Genomic DNA, 22,300 nt, shown 5'->3' with positions numbered 1-22,300 from the left:
TTTCGGTGTATTGATTTGTTGATGCTTATGCGTACCCGATATAGATCAGGTAGCTGCTTGTGCCGATGCACTCGTACCAGATCCAAACAGCAGTTATCTCCCCATCCTTCGCATATCTGTTCAGGCGTGAGTTAATGTCTCGCTCCAGGTAGATGCAGGTCGGCTTTGCGGTGATCGGATTGTCCCAGCAGTCGGTTGCCGAGCTATCCAAGGTCAGTCCCAAGCTCACCGCCGTGCTTTTTGCGTAAGAAATCCAGTGCTCGATATCAAATACAGGTTCAGTCTCCGGAGTCGGTTCCGGCTCGCTTATCACAGGAACGGGTGGTTCCTCTGTGGGGCTTTCTGTTTCCTCCGGCTTCTCCGGAAGCACGGGTGGCTGCTTGGCTTCTTCCGATGCCGGCGCGTTCGATTCCGTGGGTGCGCTTACCGGCTCAGAAGAAATAGCAGGGCCGCTTTCGTGTTTGTCCTCATTTGGTGTGCAAGCTGCTGGATCGGCAGCATCTGTCGGGGTTTCGGCGGGAGTGCTTGGTTCTGTGGATACCGGCTCAAAGAAAGCAGATGTCTCTTCCTGCGGCGTGGGAGCCTTCGTGGTGTTTGCTGCCGCTTGCCCTTGCAAGGGCTCTGCGGCGCATCCGGAAAGCAATACGGAAAGCAGGAGCGCGCACAACATGAGATTCTTTTTCATGGGATGACCTCCAATGACTGTTTTTTCTCATATTGTACGAATGCACTTGGTTTTCTTCAATTGTGCCGCCTGTATATTTTCCTTTTGAGCTGGTATTGCCGGTAAATGGGGGGGGAGAGTGTGAGAGGGGGAACGGCGCTGACGCAGCGTCAAAAGGGTAGACTGCCCCCTTGGCGAAGAACCTATCTTGCGTCATTCCGACTTTTCTGCCGTTCCTGATACCGGTGATAATATTCCAGCGCTTTTAGAATATACTCACCGGTTTTTTCGTAGGGAATGCTGGCAGGGATAAACCTTCTGGCCTCGGCGTACTTGATGTTGATCTTCTCCCTCTGGTTCGGCTTTTCCTCGCTCATAATCGACTCGATGACCTCGTTGTTCAGCTTTCCGTCCTGGGAGAATCGCTTCAGCTTAATGGCCTGGGCGAGGGACGGCGTGGCATCTGCGTAGGCGATTTGCTCCAGCAGGGCACTCTGTTCCTCCTTTTGCAGGTACGAAAGCTCCACCGCCGGTCGGAACGCAATGCGTCCCTCATCAACCAAATCTAGAAGCTCCGGAATGAGCTCCGTGAGGCGGATATAGCGCCGCACCTGATCCTTGCTTTCGCCAACCTGTTCTCCGAGTTCAACATCAGATCGACCTTGCAGAAAATTAGTCGCCACTGGCGACGCATTTTCTTTTGAAGGTCTGCCCGCTTGCCTTTTCATGGCTTCAAGCCTCATCTTGTACGAAAAAGCTTTTTCACTGGGCAGTATCACAGAGCGCTGCAGGTTCGATTCCACCATTAGAATAATGGCCTCGTCGCGGGTCATTTCCCGCACCTCGGCCTTCACGGTGTCAAAGCCGGCAAGCTCACAGGCCTTCTTTCTGCGATGCCCCGACACAATCTCGTACCGCCCATCCTCCTTTGGTCGGAGGGTGACAGGGGTGATGATCCCGCGCTCCTTGATGCTCTGGACAAGCTGATCCATGTCCTCATCCAGCTTCACCTTGAAGGGATGGTCAGGGAAATCGTCGATCTCCGAGAGGGGGATATCATAAATGCGCGGGAGTTTATTTTCCTTTCGCTCCGCGTCATTCATGAAAAGCTCATCGTACCCGGTCAGGCCCAGATCGATTTTTTGCACGCTCTTCAAGCTCTGTCACCTCCTTTGTGAGTGCCTCATACGCTGCTGCGACCTTGCCGTTCCTGTCATGGGAGAAGATGCTTTCTCCGGAAAGACTGCACTCCGCAGCTCTTACCGAAAAAGGAATTTCGGAACGGAACACGCGGATGTTCTCTCCCACGGTGGAGCGGAGCGAGGAAATAATCGCCTTGGCGTTGTTGGTGCGGTTATCCACCATCGTCAGCAAAATGCCGTCAATCTTCAGTCTTGGATTGATCTGCCGCTTGATCTTTGAAATGGAGCGCAGAAGCAGGTTAAGACCTTTGGTTGACAGGAAGTTCGGCTGAGACGGGATAATCACACTGTCTGCCGCAACCAGCGCATTGACCGTCATCATACCCAGCGAGGGCATGCAGTCAATCAGAATGTAGTCGTAGCTTTTTCTCATGCCGTCGATGGCATTCTTCAGAACATACTCGCGGCTCATAACATTGAACAGGCCCGTTTCCATACCGGAAAGCTCAATGTTCGAGGGAAGCAAGTCCACACCCTCCTGGTGCCGGATAATTGCACCCTCCGCAAGCGGCTCATCATCAATGACCGACTGCATAAGGGACGACAGCGATACATCCAGCTCGTCGGGGTTCTTTATGCCGAGGCTCACGGTTAAGCTGCCCTGCGGATCAGCATCCACCAGCAGGACCCGTTTCCCGGAGCTTGCAAGTCCCACACCGAGATTGACTGTGGTCGTCGTTTTGCCAACGCCGCCCTTCTGATTCGTGATGGCGATCACCTTACAGTTTTCCATGGGGTTTTCCTCCTTTCTCTTTATTTGAATCATTTCTGATCCACGAAAGCCTCAAAATACCTTTTGGGGCTTTCGTCGCTGCATTTCATTTTTCCTCGAACCCAAAATGCAGAAAAGGAAGTCATCAGACGCCCGATAGCGAATCGGGTCCATGGGAATCTCACCCCTGCCGGGTTCTCCGCCAGCTCCGTAGAGAAGTATCATTATCCCTGCTGCGTTTTATGGCCGTATCCGTAGCTGTCGGATATTTCTGAATGGCTCGGAAACGCTCGTCTCCTTGCTTTCCGTTATCACCCGGATGGACAGGAGGGTCATGGCGCACCTTCATTCGGCTGAGGTTTTCGCCTCCGCGCAGGAATGTATCTGATGAATGTGTATTCGGTTTTCAAGGTCCACGGAAGGCTCATCGCCTTCTCACTTTCTCTTTGCCGAATTTTTTTGCGAGATTCCCACACTTTTTCAAAAAAATTTTTTGTGCCGGTTCCAGAAAACAAAAAAGCGCCCACTGCACCTGTTTAGTAGGCGTAGTGAGCGCAAAAAATAAGACCCGGTGATTTCTCACCGAGTCTCATATCTGAATATATAGTTTTCAAAAAAACAGCCCCGCAGAATCACTTCTGCGAGGCTGAAATTCAATCGCACATTTTTCTCGGCATCCGTGGTGCACCCTTGGTGTAAATTGGTGTACGGATTGGTGTACGAGAGGCTTTTTTAGCTCGATCAGGGGGCAATCAATAGAGCTTTGCGCCTGCCGGAATGTGAGGATCGACCATCAGCAGATGGAGCTTTTCTTCGCCGTTTTCGTGATGCACGGCGGAGATGAGCATACCGCAGGAGTCGATACCCATCATCGCTCTTGGAGGCAGATTGGTGATTGCAATGCAGGTCTTACCAACCAGTTCTTCCGGCTCATAATATTCGTGAATTCCACTCAAAATGACCCTATCTACGCCGGTTCCGTCGTCCAAAACGAACTTTAAGAGCTTTTTGGACTTCTTCACGGCTTCGCATTCCTTGACCTTTACGGCACGGAAATCGCTCTTGGAGAAGGTGTCAAAATCGACCTGATCTTGGAACAGAGGCTCGATCTGAACATTGGAAAAATCAATTTTTTCCTCCACAACAGGAGCAGTCTGAGTAGCCTCCGCAGGAGCAGAAACTTCCTTGGAAACCTTCTTGTCAGAGTCCAACGGCTTCATTGTCGGGAACAGCAGCACATCCCGGATGGAAGCGGAGTCGGTCAGCAGCATGACCAGACGGTCTACGCCGAAGCCCAGACCGCCCGTGGGAGGCAGACCGTATTCCAGAGCGGTGACGTAATCGTAGTCCACCTGAGCCTTGGAGGCGGGGTCCAGCTTCAGCCGCTCTGCCACCTGCTTTTCAAACCGGCCCTTCTGGTCGATGGGGTCGTTCAGCTCAGAGAAGGCGTTGCCGAACTCCGTGGCGTTGATGAAATACTCAAAACGCTCGGTAAAGGCGGGGTCGTCGGCCTTCCGCTTGGCCAGGGGGCTGTTTTCCACAGGGTAATCGTAAATAAAGGTGGGCTGGATCAGGTTCTCCTCTACGAAGGCATCGAAGAACTCCGCAAGAATCGCACCCTTGGTGGGAATCTCCGGCAGCTCCACCTTGTGGGCCTTGGACAGAGCGATGGCCTCCTCGTCAGAGGACACGGCGGCAAAGTCTACGCCGGAATACTTCTTGACCGCCTCTACCATGGTCATTCTCTCCCAATGGGACAGGTCAATCTCCTTGCCCTGATAGGTGATCTGCAAGGTGCCGCAGACCTTCATGGCAACGGTCTTCATCATCTCTTCCACCAGATCCATCATGCCCCGGAAATCGGTATAGGCCTGATACAGTTCGATAGAGGTGAATTCCGGGTTATGGGTGGGGTCCATGCCCTCGTTCCGGAAGATACGGCCCACTTCATACACCCGGTCCATGCCGCCCACAATCAGCCGCTTCAGGTACAGCTCGGTCTCGATGCGCAGCACCATGTCAATGTCCAGAGTATTGTGGTGGGTATAGAAGGGCCGGGCGGAGGCGCCGATTTCAAAGGGAGTCAGGATGGGGGTATCCACTTCCAGGAAGCCCTTGCTGTCCAGGAAGTGCCGCAGTTCCCGCAAGATGAGGCTGCGCTTGACAAAGGTATCCTTGACCTCGGGGTTGACAATCAAATCCACATAACGCTGACGGTAGCGGGTCTCCCGGTCGGTCAGGCCGTGGAACTTTTCAGGCAGGGGCAGCAGACTCTTGCTGAGCAGAGTGGCCTTGTGGACCCGCAGGGAGATTTCCCCCCGCTCGGTCTTGAACACGTCACCCTCTACGCCCACGATGTCGCCAATGTCATTTTTCTTAAAACGGGCAAAATCCGCCTCGTCCATGGCGTCAAACCGGACATAAAGCTGAATTCTGCCGGTGTTGTCCTGCAAATCGCAGAAAGACACCTTGCCCATGCCCCGCTTGCTCATCAGGCGGCCCGCCAGAGTTACGGTCTTGCCCTCCAGGGCCTCATAGTTTTCCTTGATCTCCTTGGCGGAGGAGGTCACTTCATACTTGGTCTGCACATAGGGGTCCCGGCCTTCGGCCCGGAGGGCTTCCAGCTTGTCCCGGCGAACCTTCACCTGGTCGGACAGGGGCATTTCTGCCTGTGGTACAAACTTTGCCATGGCTTAGCCCTCACGAGAAACGCTGATGACCTTCATGCGGAAGGAACCGGCAGGGGCGTTAACGGTAAAGTCCTCCCCGGCAGCCTTGCCCACAATGCCGCGGCCGAAGGGAGAGTCGTCAGAGAGCTTGTTTTCCATGGGGTTGGCTTCCTGAGAGCCGGTGATGCGGTACTCGAAGCGCTTGCCGTTCTCGTCCTCTACGACCACGGTGCAGCCCAGACCCACGCGGCCGGTGGCCTCGTTCTCGTCCTCGATGATGACGGCGTGGGACAGCACGTCCTCGATCTCGGCAATCCGGCCGTACAGCTTGGCCTGCTCGTTCTTGGCGGCATCATACTCGGAGTTTTCGGACAAGTCGCCGTAGGACCGGGCCTCGGCGATCATGGCGGCCACTTCCCGTTCACGGGTAGTCTTCAGGTAGTTCAGTTCCTTTTCCAGGTCTGCCAGACGCAGGCTTGTGATTTTATATTCCTTAGCCATATTCAAAATCCTTTCTTAGCTGAAAATTTCCATAGCTTCGAATATTATAGAGGAAAACCCCCGGGTAGTCAAGAAGATTCCCGGGGGTTTCGCAAAAATATAGGCTATATTTTATCCGATATGCTCCAATATTTGCTGATAAAGGGCGGCGGTTTCCGCCGGGTCCCTGCCGCTGAGGACATAGGTCTTGCCTGACTCCATTTTCAGGACAATGGCGCTGCGGGGGTTATAGTAGGTCATGCGGGTGAAGCTCCCCAATTCCTCGTTTTCAAAGAGACCCGCCAGCAGCCGGAAAGAGCCCAGGCCCCAGGTGCGGGAGCCGGGAACATTTTCACTGCGCAGCTGGGCGTCAGAAATTTCGGAATAGGGAATGGAGGTGGAGCCGTAGTAGGTCACGTCCACCTGCATTGCGGTGTCCAGAAATTGATATTTCACGGAGCCGGTAAAGAGCATCACGGCTACAAACACCAATATCACTGCCCCAATGGTGATTGCCGACTGATTGACCTTCCTCTCCCACCTGGGCCGGGGCCGGAAAGTCACGCCCTGACGCTGCTGCTTTTTGTAAAAGATATAGGAGTAGACCAGGGGGATGATACTGCCGAGGAGCAGCAGAATAAGGAGCAGAGGCATGGCCGTCTTTTCCGGCAGAAAGCTTACGGGGATCATCAAAAAACCGCAGATCATATAGCTGGGACCTGCCAGACGGTGGGTGGCGTTCCAATTTTCCTCGCTGGAAAAGGTCCATTTTACCCGGATGCCGACGGTATTGTTGGGTCGGCATTTGGGCATATAGTTGCCCAGCACCAGATACATGGCAGCGAGCAGCCAAGCCATAATGCGCATGATGGGCAGATCCATGTGCCGGACCATAATGGCATAGGAAATCCAGAAGGTGATGTTGGACAGCACAGGGATGATCCAGATAACAATGCTGTTGACCTTTTTGTTTTTCTCCCGGTCCTTTTCCAGCTTTTCGGTCAGATGCAGGCACAGAGCCAGTGTCAGTGCCAGAAGCACGGGGGTGAACAGCACAGCCAACGGAAAGACAGTCTGGGGATTTGTGCTCCATAGCACAAGCCCGATGAGTGCGGGAAGCAGGGTAAAGGCGTAGCAGTGTACGCGGGTTTTCTTACTGTACATGGTTGGGCTCCTCTCTCCAGGCAAGCGAGATTTTTTTCAGAATCCACAGGCAAAGAGCTGCCATGACGGCAAGAACCAGGTAGACAAGGGAATAGGTCAGGGCCTGGGATGAAAGAAACTGAGGGATACCAGTGAGGCTGTCCAGCAGAAAATGAATGCCCAGGCGGCCCAGGATCCACCGGGAATCCTTTTTCCGGAAACCGTAGAAGACCATGGCGGTCATGCAGGTCTGGCAGACCATGGTCAGGACCCGCTCCAGCCCGGCCAACAGGAAGAGCCCGGCAGAGGTGCTCTTCAGGGCTGCGGCAGCAGCGGTCAGCTGGGCGGTATCTGCCCCGGCGGCGGCTGCCTGCGCAGCCAAAGCATCGAAGCCGCCGCTTTGCAGCAGAAACAGATATACCAGGTTATTGATGTAGGTCAGCCCGATGAGCAGAATCGCCTCTATTCCACCGTGGCCCAGGCCTGCGGCCAGGGCGCGGGGAAAGGTCAGATTTTTTCGCAGCAGCCCCGCACCGGCGCAGCGGCCTGCCAGCTCGAAAAGCCCCGCGGTCAGGGCAAGCCCCAGGGTATAGAGAAGCAGATGCTTCTGCGTCCAACTCAGGAATCCGGCATTTGCGGACAGGGCTGTGAGAATGGGCAACCGGATGAGCATCTGGGGCACGAAAAAGCCCAATGCGCCCACAATCCAGGCAGAGACGATACCCTCCCCCCTGTGCTTTTGCGCGTAGAAGATCAGGCCTCCGATGGGCAGAATCAGACAGATGCCCAGCGTGATGCAGCAGGCAATGATTTTGGTAGCGTAGTGTTCCATGATTTACTCCCCTTTCAGGTCCGCGATCCACAGCAGTGTTTCTTCCAGCACCGATGTATTCAGCGTGTAATAGATGAATTTTCCCTCCCGGCTGTCATAAACCAGGTCCGCATCCTTCAGCACGGACAGGTGCCGGGAGATGGCCGCTCCGGAAATATCGAAATGCTCCGCAATTTCTCCGGCGCTTTTCTTTCCGGATTTTAACAGATTCAGAATTTCCCGCCGAGTCGGGTCCGCCAGGGCTTTCAGAGTTTGCTGCAGCCCCATAAGCACACCTCCTGAAACTTATTTAACAATTAACTTAATTGTTAAATAAATGATAGCATGGAATGATAGAATTGTCAAGGGGCTGTGAAGGAATCTGAGAATAGCAAACAGACAGAATATTATTCCGAAAAATCACAAAGCACTGTTCCGAACGGTTGATATTGTTCCGTTAAAATGTTATACTGAGTCCAAAACGAAACGAGCACAACACTTTTGCGATTACAGGTAATATATAAGGAAACAAACAATGGTAAAAATCTTATTTATCTGCCACGGGAGTATCCTAAGAAGCCTCGAAAAAGCCTGTTATATCAACGGTTTTCGTCGCTCGAATGGCGCTTACTACACCACAATTACACCATTTGCGAAAGAGCTTTGATGTGACAATCCCAAATTACACATTCTGAATAAAATGAAGAGGACATATCCACGGTGCCGGATATGTCCTCTTCATTTTTATCTGCGTTTCTTTTTGCCTTTCCCGTGCTGCAACTGTGGTCGTGCTTTCCCTCGCTGGTTGATTGGACTTTTCAAGTATTTGGACAGCTTGAGTATTTCAATCAGCGAGACGAATTGCTCTTTGGTGAGCTTGTCATAATCAATGCCAAAGGTAGCGAGGAACGAACGGACTTGCTTTTCCTCGGAACTGCCCTCAAAATTCATCGCATCCTGCAACTGCCCCTGTACGGTTGCTGCGAGGGAGACTTCATCCGCAGTCATGGTGTCGGGACGATGTTCGTTCCGAATGTCGCGGAGAATACCTTTTAGATCGTCCGCAATCAGACTTCCGAAATACTCGTCCTCCCGAATCTGCGCCACTTCTAACGTCCGCAGGTACAGGTCGTTTGCATCGCCACCATTTTTCATCAATGCCATCTGCCGAACAGCTTCCAGCACGGCATTCATATCGTTGACTCGCATATCCGCGATCCGGTCAACGTAAATCTCAGCATCCAGCAAAAACCGCTGGAAATCCTTGTGGCAGATCAGCTCCGACAACAGCCGGTGGTTGAATTTGCCCGTTTTCAAGACTTCGATTGCATCATCACCCAAATGCAGAGCGTCCAGTTCTGTGTTTGGGTGATTTTTTTGTTCTGTCAGCCCCAGCAGGTAATCGGTGGACACGCCGTAGAACTTCGCCAGCTCCACCATGCTGAACGGGCTGATATCCTTGAAATCGTCGGCTTCGTATTTTCCCAGCGCGGACTTTGAAATACCTGTTTCCGCAGATAGTTGTTCCAGCGTCAGACTGCGCTCCACGCGCAGGTCTTTGAGCCGTTCCTGAATGGTGAGTTTTGGCTGCATAGCGGTGTCCTCTCTTCAAATTTCTGCCCTTTTCCGGTTTTGTCCATAAGCGTGGAAATCTGCGTTTTTCGGCGCGTTTTCCGACCTCTTGGATATACGGGAGAGGGCTATATTTTTCGCTAAAATGGTCTTGCAATCGCACCTGAACCTTGAAAATTGCATGACCGTCCGAACAGGATATGTCCCCCAGCGAAGTAACCGCCATGACCGCGAAAGCGTGAGCGTACCAACGGGGACGAAACGCCGGGAGCGATCCTCCGGGCAGGAACGACGTTCGGAAAGAGCGGCAAAATCGAATATAAAAATCAAAGCAAGTGAAAACAGCGAAATAGTTTTCTGCTCTGTGTGGTTATCCGCACGGAATAGAGCGCTATTCAGCAGTGAACGACGTTTGTCGTTCAACATGATATTTCGCCGTTTCACGCAAAGACACATCAAACGACAAAAGCGGAAGGTGCCGCCTGTGACCAACGTATCATCGGCGGCATTTCCAGCGAAAAGCCATGTATTAAAAACCAGCGCCCTATGGCGAACGGATGTCACGGTTTGACAAACCCATTTTACCATAGAGCGCATCGAAAAAACAGGAGGAAAGTTTGAATATGAGAAAATCTGAAACCTATCGCAATGAGATCAAGTCCTACATCGTCCGCACCGGCATGACCATGACCGAGGTGGTGGACTATCTCTCCGATGAATACGGCTGGAGCCGCAGCGTCCCCAATCTCTCCGGTAAGCTCAAGCGCGGCTCGCTCCGCTACGGCGAAGCGGTAGAGCTGGCGGACGCGCTGGGGTATGACATTGTGTGGCAGAAGCGGTGAGACACATTCCAAAAAGCAATATAGTAATAAAAATAATTAAGCACTATATTGACAAAATCGTTTTCTAATTGTATCATGTAAGCGAAGAGGTGATTTACATGAACCGGCTTATTTCAAAATGTCCCGCCTGTCATGGGACACTGCGAGTTAGCACGCTACAATGCCCTGATTGTGGCATGGAGCTAAGAAACACGTTCGACCTTAGCCCTTTTGATCGGCTCGACAAGGAGCAATTCGAGTTCTTGATTACTTTTTTGAAAGACAGAGGAAACCTGAAGGAGGTACAGTCTGATATGCAAATATCTTATCCAACTGCAAAAAAGAAACTGGATGAATTGCTTGCCGCCTTAAATCTTGGCGGTGGAACGGAGAAGGTAATGCCAAAGGAAATTGATGTAAGCCGCATGGATGTGGACTATACAAGCACACTCGCGTCCGAAATCATCAAAGCAAAGCTGAAAGCGCACGGTGGTCACATCACCGTATACACAGCCAGAGGTCTTCCTTGTGAGATCTACGCAGAGTCAGACGGAACAACTTTTACAAGTGATAAGTTGCCTGTTAAGCCAGCCTACGACTATAAGGTGTTTGACGATATTGTAGAACTCCTTATAAAACAAGGCGGCAGAGCAAAGAAAGGCAATGGAAGAAACTATAAGCTCGGTGAACCCGGTTGTGAGGAAAATACCGTTGTCGGTACAATAGCGCTTCACCGCGGTCGAACAATCGGAGAATCGGTTTTTGATCCCGTGTTTGTAATGGCTGCAATTTTAGAGTGGGCGGGGATTGCTAAGAATGGACGTGGCGAGTTAATTCTAACTGAGGAGCATAACGATTTATGATACAATTCTTACTCATTGCTTTTGTTAGTTTCTGGTACAACCTCTTATTTAAGAACAAGTACTAAATCATACTGTGCCTATTGGGAGGACGCGAAAATGGCGCGAAGGATTTGCTGCCCGAATATTTTTTGCAGAAGCACAAACATTGTTCCAGTGTCAACCAAAACAAAATTTTCCGTTGGAAGAGCTGTTGTCGGTGGAACTGTGGGGAGTTTGTTTAACCCTCTTGGCACGATAATCGGTGCAGCCAGCGGAATAAACGGAAAAAGGGGAAAGACTAAATTTCTATGTCAGGATTGCGGAAAAGTTTTTGAGCGAAAAATATAAAATGGGAGCGGTTATCACATGGAGGTATTGACAAGAACATTTGAAGAAGAACTGCGTGAAAAAATGATACAAGCAAAGAAAGAGTGTAAATATAACCCTACACGGTTCAACCAGATGTTAGCGCAATACGGAGGTGTCGAAACCGCACGGCGGCTGATTGCAAGTGCGCAAAAAACGGGGAATTTATCAGAAGGGCTATCTACACTGTGGTCTTGCGGGCGCTTGGACTTATCAATGGAAGAATCGGTATGCAAGCCGGAGTACGCGGCACTTTTTTCTGAAACAGAAATCATGTATTGCAAGAACATTCTTAGAGAATTGGGATGCTAAAAAATCCCTTGGTAACAAGGGCGCACTTCTATACTCTCCTGATGGGAGTATGTGCGCTCTGCGAGGCAGACAGCCCGGACAGCCAAATGTCCGGGCTGTTTTGCGTCACTTTGTTCCGAACAAGGGGCTGCACCCCTTGCGACGCTTGCGCGTCTATCCCAGCACACTTTGCAGCGGAAACAGTCTGCTGGCGCAGTCTATTTCCACCGCAAAGCCTGAAAATTCCATATCATCACGCAGACCGTCTACTGAAAACGTAGGCGGTCTTTTTGCATCCATCTTTAACCGTCAGGAGGTCAAAATCATGCAAGAAAAAGAAATCGAAAAGCTGCAAGCCGAGAAAGAAAAGGTGGAGCGGCAACTTGCGCAGGAACAGCACAAAATTCAGCGCCTTGAAAACCGAGCCGCCTACTATGAAAAAGGAGATCGGCGCAAGCGGGCGCACCGGCTCATCACCCGTGGCGCAGCCATCGAGAGTGTCGCACCGCAGACGAAAGAGTTGGGCGAAACCGGGTTTTACGCCCTTGCCGAACAGGTCTTTGCTCTGCCAGATGTGCAAAGGCTTCTCACGGAAGCTGTCAGCAACTATGCAGGAGGTGACTGAGTATCGCACTATTTCATTTTCATGTGACGCAGATCAAGCGCAGCGTGGGGCAATCCGCTGTGGCTGCTGCCGCCTACCGCGCTGGGGAAAAGCTGCACAGCGCGTACTACGGCGAGGACAGCGACTACACCAAAAAGGGCGGCGTGATCTGTTCGGAAATCCTGCTGCCGCCCCATGCCCCACCCTCTTTCTCTGATCGGGAAACCCTATGGAACGAGGTGGAGAAAGTGGAACGGGGAAAGAAAGCGCAGCTTGCATACAGCTTTGACATTGCTTTGCAGAACGAGTTTTCCATGCAGGAGAACATCGAACTTGCAAGGCAATTTTTGTTGGAGCAGTTTGTGGGCCGGGGCATGGTGGTGGACTTCGCCGTTCATTCTCCCGACAAAGAGGATGGCGGCATTTCCAATCCGCATTTTCATGTCATGTGTCCCATCCGTCCCATTGAGCCGGACGGTAGGTGGGGCAATAAGCAGCGGCGGGAATATGTGCTGGACGAACACGGCGAGCGTGTTCTGGACGAGGCAGGCAATTATGTGTTCAACGCTGTTCCCACGACAGATTGGGGAAAGCCCGAAACGCTGGAAGCATGGCGGCAGGCATGGGCTGACCTTTGCAACGCCAAGTTTGCCGAAAAGGGCTTAGACTGCCGCATTGATCACCGCAGCTTTGCCCGTCAGGGTGTGGAGCAGATCCCCACCCAGCACGAAGGTCCCACCGTCCGGGCGATGGAGGCAAAGGGCATCCGCACCGACAAGGGCGATCTCAACCGCTTCATTCGGAAAACCAACGCGCTGCTGCGGGAAGCCAAAGAGAAAATCGCCGCGCTGATCGGCTGGCTGAAGGACGTAAAAGCCGAGCTTGCCAAGCCCCAGCCGCCCACGCTGAACGATCTGCTGGCACTGCATTGCGCCAATCGCAACAAGGGCGCGTACAGCAATAAAGCGAAGAACGCCAACTTGCAGCGTTACGCCGAGGCGTTTAGCTTTCTGCAATCCAAAAACCTTTACACTGTGGACGATCTGGATAACGCACTTCACGCCATGCAGGATAAGATCGACGCGCTGAAAAAGTCGGCATCGGCAAAGCAATCCCGTATTAAGGAACTGGACGAACTGCTGCGGATGGTGGACTACTACAAGTCCGGCAAGCCCGCTGCGGACAAGCTGAAATCCATCCGATTTGAGAAATCCCGGCAGAAATACAAATCCGAACACGACGATGAACTGCGGACGTTCTACATGGCAGAGCGCAAATTAAAGTCGTATTTCAAGGATGGCAAGCTGCCCATCACCGCATGGCGCAGAGAACGGGAGCAGTTGGAGCAGGAATACAAAGACATTCAGACGGAGCTTTCGCCGCTCCATGCCGACGCAAAAAAGCTCTGGGCGATCCATTACAACATCTACGAGGTTCAGCATGAGCAGGAACGCCAGAACACCGCGATGCGGCAGAAAAAGCAGGAAATGGAACGCTAAGGAGGGCATTGCCTATTGAATATTTTTGAAACCGTCAAGCAGTCTGTGACCACCCGGCAGGCTGCGGAGCGATACGGCATCCGGGTGGAGCGAAACGGAATGTGCCGCTGCCCATTCCACGATGACAGTACGCCCAGCATGAAGCTGGATCGCCGGTATTACTGCTTTGGCTGCGGGGCTACCGGGGATGTAATCGACTTCGTTTCCCAGCTTCGCGGGATCGGCAGCAAGGAGGCAGCAATTCTGCTGGCACAGGATTTTGCCATTCCGTATGAGGATAGCGCGGGCAAGACAAATAGGCCACGACAACAGAATACCGACGAGCAAAATTATCAGCACATGGAACGCTATTGCTCCCGTGTGCTGTTGGACTATTACCAGCTGTTATGCCGCTGGAAAGAGGATTATGCCCCGCAAACGCCAGAGAACGGCTATCACCCGCGCTTTGTGGAGGCATTGCAGAAGCTCTCGCTGGTTGAATATCTGCTGGACGAGCTGCTGTGCGGGGATATACAGGCGCGGGCATCCGTTGTGATCGAATATGGAGAGGAAGTGAGGAAAATTGAGCAGCGAATGGCAGAGCTTGCCGCCGCAGATGAAGCAGCAGCTCAAAATGCAGGCAGGCAGCATGGCACAGCCGATGAGCGTTGAAGAAGTCAAAGCCATGTTAGACACCACGGAAAAAGGCGGTGTCCGCAACAGTATCAAGAATTGCCTGACGGTGTTTCAGCACGATCCGCTGCTCTCCGGCGCGATTGCCTACAATCTGCTGACCGACCGCACCGACGTTGTCAAGCCCATCGGCTACGACCGAAGCCCCAGCGCCTCCATGACCGACACGGATATGAAGTACATCCGGCTGTATCTGGAAGAGAATTACGACCTGACAAGTGAGAAGAAAATCATAGATGCCGCCGATCTTGCCGCCCATCAGAACAGCTATCACCCTGTCAGGGACTTTCTGAACAGCCTTACATGGGATGGCACGGAGCGCATCCGCTATTGTTTGCACCATTTTCTCGGTGCGGAAGCAGACGAATACACCTTTCAAGCATTACGACTGTTCCTGCTGGGCGCGATTCATCGGGCATTTCATCCCGGCTGCAAATTTGAAGTCATGCTCTGTCTGGTGGGCGGTCAGGGTGCGGGAAAGTCCACATTCTTCCGTCTGCTGGCAGGAAAGGACGAGTGGTTCTCCGACGATCTGCGGAAGCTGGACGATGAAAATGTGTACCGCAAGCTGCAAGGGCACTGGATCATTGAAATGTCCGAGATGATTGCTACCGCCAATGCCAAGAGCATTGAGGAAATCAAGTCGTTTCTGAGCCGTCAGAAGGAGGTCTACAAAATCCCATATGAAACCCATCCGGCAGACCGATTGCGGCAATGCGTATTCGGTGGCACGTCAAACGCAATGGACTTCCTGCCCCTCGACCGCTCCGGCAACCGGCGTTTCCTGCCCGTGCAGGTCTGCCCGGAACAGGCAGAGGTTCACATTTTGGAGGATGAAGCCGCATCCAGATCCTACTTGCAGCAGGTGTGGGCGGAGGCAATGACCATCTACCGGGCAGGCGGCTGGAAGCTGACGTTCAGCCCGGAAATGGTACGTTATCTCAAGGAACATCAGAAGGACTTCATGCCGGAGGACACGAAAGCGGGCATGATTCAGGCGTTTCTGGACAGCTACACGGGCGATACCGTCTGTTCCAAGCAGCTTTACAAGGAGGCGCTGAACCATGCTTTTGATGAGCCGAAGCAATGGGAGATCCGCGAGATCAACGAGATTATGAACCAGTGTGTGACCGGCTGGACGTATTTCTCCAATCCTCGCAGCTTTGCCGGGTACGGCAGGCAAAAAGGCTGGGAGCGAGAAAAGACTGCAACGGGCAGCGGCAACCAAAATACAGAAATCCCGGACGGCTTTGTGGAGATCACAGAGCAGATGGAGCTGCCGTTCTGAAAAGTGCGGCTGGTTGCAAATCCTGTTGTTACTCCGTTGTCAGGCTGGTTGCCGAGGCAATCCCTGCTCTGTCAGGCTTTTTCTGCCTTTGACAACCAAAACAACAGAAAAATAGAAGAAAAGGATAATCGTAAATCAACCGTCAGACCGGGTATGTTTCGAGGTTTTTGGAAGTCCGTTGCCGGACTTCGTTGCCGCCTCACCCTGTCTGGCTATTTTTGCATGGAGGGTAAACTGCCTATGAAGGAAATCCCGATTTGGGAAAAGAGCAATCTGAGCTTGGAGGAAGCCGCGGCTTACTCCGGCATTGGTATTAACAAACTGCGCGAGATCACCAACGAGGACCGGTGCAAATTCGTCCTCTGGGTGGGCAACAAGCGCCTGATTAAACGCCGCCTGTTCGATCAGTTCATCGAGCAGGCGTATTCTATTTGAAATTTGTGGTGTAAATCGGAGCCTTGATATGATACAATAAGTGTGTCATATCAAGGCTCTTTCCATCACGGAAAGGAGTTTGACAATGTCCGAAAAGAGAAAAGACAACAAGGGACGCATCCTGCGGACAGGAGAGAGCCAGAGAAAAGACCTGATTTATCAATATCGGTACACAGACATTCGCGGCAAACGGCAGACAGTGTATTCCTCCGATCTGAAAGAACTGCGGGAAAAAGAAAAGGAAATCCAGAAGCAGCTCGACGATGGCATTGATTATGCGGCTGGCAAAATCAACGTCATTCAACTGCTGGAACGCTACATCAGCATCAAACAGGGCGTGCGCTACAATACCAAGGTTGGCTATAACTTCGTGCTGAATCTGGTGAAGAAAGAAGATTTTGGCTACCGTTCCATCCGAGACATCAAGGTTTCGGACGCGCAGAAATGGATCATGAAGCTACACGAGGACGGAAAGGGATACAGCACCCTCACCAGCGTTCGGGGCGTTGTCAAACCGGCTTTCCAGATGGCGTACAATGAGGATGTGATCCGTCGGAATCCCTTTGACTTCAAGCTGGTCGATGTAGTTTCCAATGATTCACAGAAGCGCATTGCCATGACAGAGGAACAGCAGACGCTTTGGATGGATTTCATCCGGGAGGACAAGACCTACTGCAAGTATTACGACGAGTTTGTGGTGCTGCTGGGAACCGGGATGCGCGTCAGCGAGTTCTGCGGGCTGACAAAGGCTGATCTGGACTTTACCGGGCGGAAAATCCGGGTAGATCACCAGCTCGTCCGGGAGCGCGGCGGCAAGTATTATGTGGAGAAAACCAAAACCGAGTGCGGCTGCCGCTACATTCCCATGACAGACGAGGTTTACCGAAGCCTGCAAAATATCCTCTCCCGCCGCAAGCGCGTGAAAACGGAGACGATCATCGACGGGTACAGCGGTTTTCTTCTGCTGGACAAGAACGACAGTCCGAAGGTTGCCCTGCACATCGAGAATGAAATGCGCTGGGCGATGAAGAAATATCAAAAGCTGCACCCGGACAAGCCTCTGCCGCACATCACGCCCCATGTATTCCGGCACACGTTCTGTACAAACATGGCGAACGCTGGCATGGACATCAAGACCTTGCAGTATGTCATGGGACATTCCGATGTGGGCGTCACACTGAATGTTTACACCCATGCGAGCTATGACCGCGCCGCCGAGCAGATGGCAAAGATCATTGATTTTAGAGGGTTTGCCGCACCGGAGCCGCAGAGAAAATCAGGTTGAAGCAATCGCAGCCATTACACCAATTACTACACCATTTGCCCGAAAATCTGCGTAGAGTTACGGGAATATGCGTAGGTTTCCGGCATGACAGCAAAAATGAAAGAAGCGCCAAAAACCTTGAAATATCAAGGCTTGGAGGCTTTTGAAGGGATATATAAGCAATGACAAAAATCTTATTCATCTGCCACGGCAACATCTGCCGCAGTGTTATGGGGCAGTACATTCTGCAAGATATGGTCAACAAAGCGGGGCTGTCCGGGAACTTTGAGATCGACTCGGCGGCGGTGAGTCGGGAGGAGATTGGCAATCCCATCTATGGGCCTGCCCGGCGGGAACTGCGGAAACGGGACGTTCCGGTGGGGGAACATCGGGCACGGCAGGTGACCATGGAGGATTACCGGCACTTTGACCACATTTATTACATGGACCGCAGCAACTGGGATTATCTGGAAAGACTCCTGCCCCGGGATCCGGAGAAGATCCGGCCCCTGCTTTCTCACGATGTGGCGGACCCCTGGTACACCGGGGACTTTGAGAAGACATATACGGACCTTACGGAGGGCTGTCGGAACATACTGGAGGATTTTACATGAATTATGAGGCCATAGAGCAGGCATTGGCGGAGCTGCCGCTGTACGTCTATGCCTGGATCGACCCGAAAAAACTGGAATTCTCGGACCGGGTGCGGCACATCTGTCAGACGGAGTGTACCATGTACGGCAAAAGCTGGGCCTGTCCCCCCGGCGTGGGGACCGTGGCGGAATGCAGGGAAAAGTGCCTGCGCTACAATAAGGCGCTGCTGATTTCCAGCCTGACGGAGGTGGCGGACATTGCTGATATGCAGGCCACGCTGGCCACACGGCGCGGCCATGAGGAATTGACGGATCAGGTCGGGGATATTCTCCGCACCCACGGCCTTGAACCCTATATCCTGTCCACCGAGGCCTGCGCTATTTGCGGCCGCTGTGCCATTCTGGATGGGAAGCCCTGCCGCCATCCTGAAAAAATGCACCCCTGCGTGGAGAGCCAGGGCATCAACATCATCCCCACGCTGGAGGAAAACGGGCTGGAATTTCAGTACGGGCAGAATATCGTTACGTGGGTCTCCCTGCTTCTGTTCCGGGACGCGGAATGAATATCGGCTTTGAAAGCCCCTTCTGAGACCGAAGGGGCTCTTATATGTATAAAAAATCGGCGGTATTGACAAAATAATTTATCAAATTTGTACAAACCGTGAAATCTTCCGGGAATTTGGAAATTCTATTGAAAATCCCGCCATACCGTGATATACTGTTTTGGCACTTAGAGAATTCAAATGTGTAAATATCGGGCAAAAAGTATCGAATTGCGATGCCGCCCGTGTATTTTGAAAGGGGTATTGTATGTCTCATAAGTATGTTTATTTGTTCACCGAGGGTGACGGTTCCATGCGAGAGCTTCTGGGTGGCAAGGGTGCGAATCTGGCGGAAATGACCAGAATCGGACTGCCGGTTCCCCAGGGCTTTACTATTTCTACGGAGGCCTGCACCAAGTACTACGAGGACGGCCAGAAAATCAATGATGAGATCATGGCCCAGATCATGGAGTACGTGGATAAGATGGAGCAGATCAACGGCAAGAAGTTCGGCGATCTCACCAATCCTCTGTTGGTCTCCGTCCGTTCCGGCGCCCGTGCCTCCATGCCCGGCATGATGGATACCATTCTGAATCTGGGCCTGAACGATGATGTTGTCGATGCCATGATCAAGGGCAATCCCGATCCCGCCTTCGCCCGGTTTGTCTATGACTCCTACCGCCGTTTCATCCAGATGTTCTCCGACGTCGTTATGGAAGTCGGCAAGAAGTACTTTGAGCAGCTCATTGATGAGATGAAGCAGAAGAAGGGCGTTACCTATGACGTGGAGCTGACCGCTGAGGACCTGAAGGAACTGGCCGGCCAGTTCAAGGCCGAGTATAAGGCCAAGCTGGGTGTGGACTTCCCCTCCGACCCCAAGGTCCAGCTGTACGAGGCCATCCGTGCCGTGTTCCGCTCCTGGGATAACCCCCGCGCCAATGTTTACCGCCGTGACAACGACATTCCCTACTCCTGGGGTACTGCTGTCAACGTCATGCCCATGGTCTTTGGCAACCTGAACGAGAATTCCGGTACCGGCGTTGCCTTTACCCGTGACCCCGCCACCGGTGAGAAGAAGCTCATGGGCGAGTTCCTGACCAATGCCCAGGGCGAAGATGTGGTGGCCGGCGTCCGTACCCCCATGCCCATTGCCCAGATGGCGGACAAGTTCCCCGCCGCTTTTGAGCAGTTCACCAAGGTCTGCGCCCTGCTGGAAGACCACTACCGGGATATGCAGGACATGGAGTTCACCGTGGAAAACGGCAAGCTCTATATGCTCCAGACCCGTAACGGCAAGCGTACCGCCAAGGCCGCTCTGAAAATCGCCTGCGACCTGCTGGACGAGGGCATGATCGATGAGAAGAAGGCCGTGGCTATGATCGAGCCCCGGAACCTGGATACCCTGCTCCATCCCCAGTTTGATACCAACGCCCTGAAGGCCGCTACCCCCATTGGCCGCGGTCTGGGCGCTTCTCCCGGAGCCGCTTGCGGCAAGGTGGTGTTCTCCGCGGAGGATGCCGAGGAGTGGGCCACCAGAGGCGAAAAGGTGGTTCTGGTCCGTCTGGAAACCTCTCCTGAGGATATTACCGGCATGAAGGTCGCCCAGGGCATCCTGACCGTCCGTGGCGGCATGACCTCTCACGCTGCCGTTGTTGCCCGTGGTATGGGTTCCTGCTGTGTCTCCGGCTGCGGCGACATCAACATGGATGAGGAGCGCAAGCAGTTCACTCTGGGTGGCAAGATCTACCATGAGGGTGACTTTATCTCCATCGACGGCTCCACCGGCAATATCTATGAGGGCGTTATCCCCACGGTTGATGCCGAGATCGCCGGCGAGTTCGGCCGCATCATGGCTCTGGCCGACAAGTACCGCACCATGAAGGTCCGCACCAATGCCGATACCCCCGCCGATGCCAGAAAGGCCCGGGAGCTGGGCGCGGAAGGCATTGGCCTGTGCCGTACCGAGCATATGTTCTTTGACCCCGAGCGTATTGCCGCCTTCCGGGAGATGATCTGCTCCGATACCGTTGCAGAGCGGGAGACCGCGCTGGAAAAGATTCTGCCCTATCAGCAGGGCGACTTCGAGAAGCTGTATGAGGCCCTGGAGGGAAGCCCTGTGTGCATCCGTTTCCTGGATCCCCCTCTGCACGAGTTCGTTCCCACTACCCAGCCCGAGATTGAGCAGCTGGCTGCCGCGCAGGGCAAGAGTGTGGAGCAGATTAAGGCAATCATTGCTTCTCTGCACGAGTTCAACCCCATGATGGGTCACCGTGGCTGCCGTCTGACCGTCACCTACCCCGAGATCGCCAGGATGCAGACCAAGGCCATCATCCGGGCCGCCATCAATGTCAAGAAGGCTCATCCTGACTGGGATATCAAGCCTGAGATCATGATCCCTCTGGTCGGTGAAACCAAGGAGCTGGCCTATGTGAAGAAGGTCGTTGTGGAGACCGCTGACGCGGAGATTGCGGTTGCCGGGATGGAGCTGAGCTATGAGGTCGGCACCATGATCGAGATTCCCCGTGCGGCCCTGACTGCCGACGAGATCGCCAAGGAAGCCGAGTTCTTCTGCTTCGGCACCAACGATCTGACCCAGATGACCTTTGGCTTCTCCCGTGACGACGCGGGCAAGTTCCTGAACGCCTACTACGAGGCCAAGATCTACGAAAACGACCCCTTTGCCAAGCTGGACCAGAACGGTGTCGGCAAACTGATGAAGATTGCCATGGACCTGGGCAAGAAGACCCGTCCGAGCCTGCACTGCGGCATCTGCGGCGAGCACGGCGGCGACCCCGCTTCCGTGGAGTTCTGCAATACTCTGGGTCTGGACTATGTGTCCTGCAGCCCCTTCCGTGTGCCCATCGCCCGTCTGGCCGCCGCCCAGGCTGCCATCAAGCAGGAGGCCGCTCAGGCCGCTGCTGACAAGGCGGCCGAGGAGAGCAAGGCTGCCGAGCGGGAAAAGGCAAAGGAAGCCGCCAAGGAGGCTGCCAAGGAATTCGCCGAGAACGCCAAGGAAGCCGCCGCGGTTGTAGCTGCTGACGTAGCCGATGCCGCCAAGGCCGGTCTCGCCGGCGCCAAGGCTGGTCTGGCTGCCGCCAAGAAGGCCTATCTGGAGAACCGGAATAAGTAAACCCTGATTTTCTTCGGGCGGTCCCCTTTTCGGACCGCCCGATTTGCGCGTCTGGAGGAATGTATGCGACTTTTGTTTGAAATGGATACCAGGGATTATGACCCTAATGGCCGTGCTTTTGTGCGGCCCTCCGCCCGGGGTATTATTCTGCGGGGTGGGAAGGTCGCCATGGTCCACAGCCTGAAATACGACTATTACAAGTTCCCCGGCGGCGGTATTGAACCCGGAGAGACTCCGGTGGCGGCGCTGTGCCGGGAGGTAGCGGAGGAATCCGGGCTGCGGGTTATTCCGGACTCCATCCGGGAATACGGCCTGGTTCACCGGGTACAGAAGTCTGACCAGGAAGATGTGGAGTTTTTTATACAGGACAACTACTATTATCTCTGCGAGGTATTGCCTGAGACGGAGCCCCAAAAGCTGGACGATTACGAGGCGGAAGAACGCTTTACGCTGGAATATGTAGACCCGGATACCGCCATCCGCACCAATCGGGAAAAGAATCACGGCCCCAAGGATCAGCGGATGCTGGAGCGGGAGGCACGGATACTGGAGATGCTGTCCTTCTATTGGGACGCACCCTGATTTTTTCATGGGCTCCGCTGTGCGCAAGCAGTACATGGCGTAATTCCGTTGCAAAATAAGAGAAATACAGCACGCATCGATCATTGCCATGGCATCCATTCTGTGGTACAATAAAACA

23 protein-coding genes are annotated in these 22,300 nt (G+C 53.3%); 13 read left to right on the top strand and 10 right to left on the bottom strand.

The annotated features are described in order from the left end of the window. Positions 1–25: 25 nt before the first annotated feature. The 10 genes from KQI10_RS08115 to KQI10_RS08070 form a co-directional block, all read right to left on the bottom strand. The gene (locus tag KQI10_RS08115) at positions 26–685 is read right to left on the bottom strand and encodes a hypothetical protein (RefSeq protein ID WP_216566897.1); all 660 of its coding nucleotides are present in this window, start codon (positions 683–685) and stop codon (positions 26–28) included. A 182-nt stretch (positions 686–867) separates the two neighbouring features. Beyond that, a complete protein-coding gene (locus KQI10_RS08110) occupies positions 868–1,767 on the bottom strand; it encodes a ParB/RepB/Spo0J family partition protein (RefSeq protein ID WP_216566986.1) in 900 nt (299 codons plus the stop codon). Positions 1,768–1,774: 7 nt separating this feature from the next. After that, complete coding sequence (locus KQI10_RS08105; protein WP_216566896.1) at positions 1,775–2,599, bottom strand: ParA family protein; 825 nt, start codon at positions 2,597–2,599, stop codon at positions 1,775–1,777. Between the two features lie 731 nt (positions 2,600–3,330). Beyond that, the gene (gene lysS, locus KQI10_RS08100) at positions 3,331–5,268 is read right to left on the bottom strand and encodes a lysine--tRNA ligase (RefSeq protein ID WP_216566895.1); all 1,938 of its coding nucleotides are present in this window, start codon (positions 5,266–5,268) and stop codon (positions 3,331–3,333) included. 3 nt (positions 5,269–5,271) lie between these two features. Further along, complete coding sequence (gene greA / locus KQI10_RS08095) at positions 5,272–5,748, bottom strand: transcription elongation factor GreA (protein WP_216566894.1); 477 nt, start codon at positions 5,746–5,748, stop codon at positions 5,272–5,274. A 111-nt stretch (positions 5,749–5,859) separates the two neighbouring features. Next, complete coding sequence (locus KQI10_RS08090; RefSeq protein ID WP_216566892.1) at positions 5,860–6,891, bottom strand: SdpI family protein; 1,032 nt, start codon at positions 6,889–6,891, stop codon at positions 5,860–5,862. Continuing rightward, positions 6,881–7,702, bottom strand: a complete 822-nt coding sequence (locus tag KQI10_RS08085) for a YhfC family glutamic-type intramembrane protease (RefSeq protein ID WP_216566891.1) — start codon at positions 7,700–7,702, stop codon at positions 6,881–6,883. Before KQI10_RS08085 ends, KQI10_RS08090 begins: the two co-directional genes overlap by 11 nt. Before the next feature lie 3 nt (positions 7,703–7,705). Beyond that, positions 7,706–7,969, bottom strand: coding sequence for an autorepressor SdpR family transcription factor (locus KQI10_RS08080; protein WP_216566890.1), 264 nt, complete (start codon positions 7,967–7,969; stop codon positions 7,706–7,708). A gap of 456 nt (positions 7,970–8,425) precedes the next feature. Next, a complete protein-coding gene (locus KQI10_RS08075) occupies positions 8,426–9,274 on the bottom strand; it encodes a helix-turn-helix domain-containing protein (protein ID WP_216566888.1) in 849 nt (282 codons plus the stop codon). A 15-nt stretch (positions 9,275–9,289) separates the two neighbouring features. Continuing rightward, a complete protein-coding gene (locus tag KQI10_RS08070) occupies positions 9,290–9,841 on the bottom strand; it encodes a hypothetical protein (RefSeq protein ID WP_216566887.1) in 552 nt (183 codons plus the stop codon). A gap of 35 nt (positions 9,842–9,876) precedes the next feature. On the opposite strand from KQI10_RS08070, the gene KQI10_RS08065 reads away from it, so the two are divergent. The 13 genes from KQI10_RS08065 to KQI10_RS08005 all read left to right on the top strand — a co-directional run bounded on the left by KQI10_RS08065 (position 9,877) and on the right by KQI10_RS08005 (position 22,182). Next, on the top strand, positions 9,877–10,095 hold the full coding sequence (locus tag KQI10_RS08065) for an LLM class flavin-dependent oxidoreductase (protein ID WP_118586058.1): 219 nt from the start codon (positions 9,877–9,879) through the stop codon (positions 10,093–10,095). A gap of 98 nt (positions 10,096–10,193) precedes the next feature. After that, positions 10,194–10,937, top strand: coding sequence for a DUF2089 domain-containing protein (locus tag KQI10_RS08060; RefSeq protein ID WP_154040654.1), 744 nt, complete (start codon positions 10,194–10,196; stop codon positions 10,935–10,937). A gap of 345 nt (positions 10,938–11,282) precedes the next feature. Further along, positions 11,283–11,594, top strand: coding sequence for a hypothetical protein (locus KQI10_RS08055; protein ID WP_216566886.1), 312 nt, complete (start codon positions 11,283–11,285; stop codon positions 11,592–11,594). Between the two features lie 304 nt (positions 11,595–11,898). Next, a complete protein-coding gene (locus KQI10_RS08050) occupies positions 11,899–12,198 on the top strand; it encodes a DUF3847 domain-containing protein (protein WP_021632987.1) in 300 nt (99 codons plus the stop codon). A 2-nt stretch (positions 12,199–12,200) separates the two neighbouring features. Then, positions 12,201–13,676, top strand: coding sequence for a MobQ family relaxase (mobQ, locus tag KQI10_RS08045; protein WP_216566985.1), 1,476 nt, complete (start codon positions 12,201–12,203; stop codon positions 13,674–13,676). Positions 13,677–13,691: 15 nt separating this feature from the next. Continuing rightward, positions 13,692–14,327, top strand: coding sequence for a CHC2 zinc finger domain-containing protein (locus KQI10_RS08040; protein ID WP_216566885.1), 636 nt, complete (start codon positions 13,692–13,694; stop codon positions 14,325–14,327). After that, the gene (locus KQI10_RS08035; protein WP_371818392.1) at positions 14,305–15,636 is read left to right on the top strand and encodes a VapE domain-containing protein; all 1,332 of its coding nucleotides are present in this window, start codon (positions 14,305–14,307) and stop codon (positions 15,634–15,636) included. The genes KQI10_RS08040 and KQI10_RS08035 overlap by 23 nt, the downstream gene beginning before the upstream one ends. Before the next feature lie 3 nt (positions 15,637–15,639). Continuing rightward, the gene (locus tag KQI10_RS11965) at positions 15,640–16,071 is read left to right on the top strand and encodes an excisionase (protein WP_371818388.1); all 432 of its coding nucleotides are present in this window, start codon (positions 15,640–15,642) and stop codon (positions 16,069–16,071) included. 85 nt (positions 16,072–16,156) lie between these two features. Beyond that, positions 16,157–17,356 carry a tyrosine-type recombinase/integrase gene (locus KQI10_RS08025; protein WP_216566884.1) on the top strand — a complete coding sequence of 400 codons (1,200 nt, stop codon included), beginning with the start codon at positions 16,157–16,159 and terminating at the stop codon, positions 17,354–17,356. A 161-nt stretch (positions 17,357–17,517) separates the two neighbouring features. Beyond that, complete coding sequence (locus KQI10_RS08020) at positions 17,518–17,949, top strand: low molecular weight protein-tyrosine-phosphatase (protein WP_216566883.1); 432 nt, start codon at positions 17,518–17,520, stop codon at positions 17,947–17,949. Further along, positions 17,946–18,491 carry a DUF2284 domain-containing protein gene (locus KQI10_RS08015; protein WP_216566882.1) on the top strand — a complete coding sequence of 182 codons (546 nt, stop codon included), beginning with the start codon at positions 17,946–17,948 and terminating at the stop codon, positions 18,489–18,491. Before KQI10_RS08020 ends, KQI10_RS08015 begins: the two co-directional genes overlap by 4 nt. 247 nt (positions 18,492–18,738) lie before the next feature. Next, the gene (ppdK, locus tag KQI10_RS08010) at positions 18,739–21,600 is read left to right on the top strand and encodes a pyruvate, phosphate dikinase (protein WP_216566881.1); all 2,862 of its coding nucleotides are present in this window, start codon (positions 18,739–18,741) and stop codon (positions 21,598–21,600) included. Between the two features lie 63 nt (positions 21,601–21,663). Further along, a complete protein-coding gene (locus tag KQI10_RS08005; RefSeq protein WP_216566880.1) occupies positions 21,664–22,182 on the top strand; it encodes an NUDIX hydrolase in 519 nt (172 codons plus the stop codon). Positions 22,183–22,300 lie beyond the last annotated feature (118 nt).

The sequence above is a fragment of the Pseudoflavonifractor sp. MSJ-30 genome, from assembly GCF_018918045.1.
Classification (GTDB): Bacteria; Bacillota; Clostridia; order Oscillospirales; family Oscillospiraceae; genus Faecousia.
Note: the sequence above shows the minus strand (reverse complement) of the source record. Positions and strands in the feature narration are given on the sequence as shown.

Excerpts from the sequence above, each read along its gene's own strand:
- KQI10_RS08080 (WP_216566890.1), bottom strand. The coding sequence starts at position 7,969 with ATGGGGCTGCAGCAAACTCTGAAAGCCCTGGCGGACCCGACTCGGCGG.
- KQI10_RS08075 (WP_216566888.1), bottom strand. The coding sequence starts at position 9,274 with ATGCAGCCAAAACTCACCATTCAGGAACGGCTCAAAGACCTGCGCGTG.
- greA (WP_216566894.1), bottom strand. The coding sequence starts at position 5,748 with ATGGCTAAGGAATATAAAATCACAAGCCTGCGTCTGGCAGACCTGGAA.
- KQI10_RS08055 (WP_216566886.1), top strand. The coding sequence starts at position 11,283 with ATGGAGGTATTGACAAGAACATTTGAAGAAGAACTGCGTGAAAAAATG.
- KQI10_RS08085 (WP_216566891.1), bottom strand. The coding sequence starts at position 7,702 with ATGGAACACTACGCTACCAAAATCATTGCCTGCTGCATCACGCTGGGC.
- KQI10_RS08110 (WP_216566986.1), bottom strand. The coding sequence starts at position 1,767 with ATGAATGACGCGGAGCGAAAGGAAAATAAACTCCCGCGCATTTATGAT.
- ppdK (WP_216566881.1), top strand. The coding sequence starts at position 18,739 with ATGTCTCATAAGTATGTTTATTTGTTCACCGAGGGTGACGGTTCCATG.
- KQI10_RS08020 (WP_216566883.1), top strand. The coding sequence starts at position 17,518 with ATGACAAAAATCTTATTCATCTGCCACGGCAACATCTGCCGCAGTGTT.
- KQI10_RS08005 (WP_216566880.1), top strand. The coding sequence starts at position 21,664 with ATGCGACTTTTGTTTGAAATGGATACCAGGGATTATGACCCTAATGGC.
- KQI10_RS08090 (WP_216566892.1), bottom strand. The coding sequence starts at position 6,891 with ATGTACAGTAAGAAAACCCGCGTACACTGCTACGCCTTTACCCTGCTT.
- KQI10_RS08070 (WP_216566887.1), bottom strand. The coding sequence starts at position 9,841 with ATGGTAAAATGGGTTTGTCAAACCGTGACATCCGTTCGCCATAGGGCG.
- lysS (WP_216566895.1), bottom strand. The coding sequence starts at position 5,268 with ATGGCAAAGTTTGTACCACAGGCAGAAATGCCCCTGTCCGACCAGGTG.
- KQI10_RS08105 (WP_216566896.1), bottom strand. The coding sequence starts at position 2,599 with ATGGAAAACTGTAAGGTGATCGCCATCACGAATCAGAAGGGCGGCGTT.
- KQI10_RS08115 (WP_216566897.1), bottom strand. The coding sequence starts at position 685 with ATGAAAAAGAATCTCATGTTGTGCGCGCTCCTGCTTTCCGTATTGCTT.
- KQI10_RS08015 (WP_216566882.1), top strand. The coding sequence starts at position 17,946 with ATGAATTATGAGGCCATAGAGCAGGCATTGGCGGAGCTGCCGCTGTAC.
- KQI10_RS08060 (WP_154040654.1), top strand. The coding sequence starts at position 10,194 with ATGAACCGGCTTATTTCAAAATGTCCCGCCTGTCATGGGACACTGCGA.
- KQI10_RS08025 (WP_216566884.1), top strand. The coding sequence starts at position 16,157 with ATGTCCGAAAAGAGAAAAGACAACAAGGGACGCATCCTGCGGACAGGA.
- KQI10_RS08035 (WP_371818392.1), top strand. The coding sequence starts at position 14,305 with ATGGCACAGCCGATGAGCGTTGAAGAAGTCAAAGCCATGTTAGACACC.
- KQI10_RS08065 (WP_118586058.1), top strand. The coding sequence starts at position 9,877 with ATGAGAAAATCTGAAACCTATCGCAATGAGATCAAGTCCTACATCGTC.
- KQI10_RS08050 (WP_021632987.1), top strand. The coding sequence starts at position 11,899 with ATGCAAGAAAAAGAAATCGAAAAGCTGCAAGCCGAGAAAGAAAAGGTG.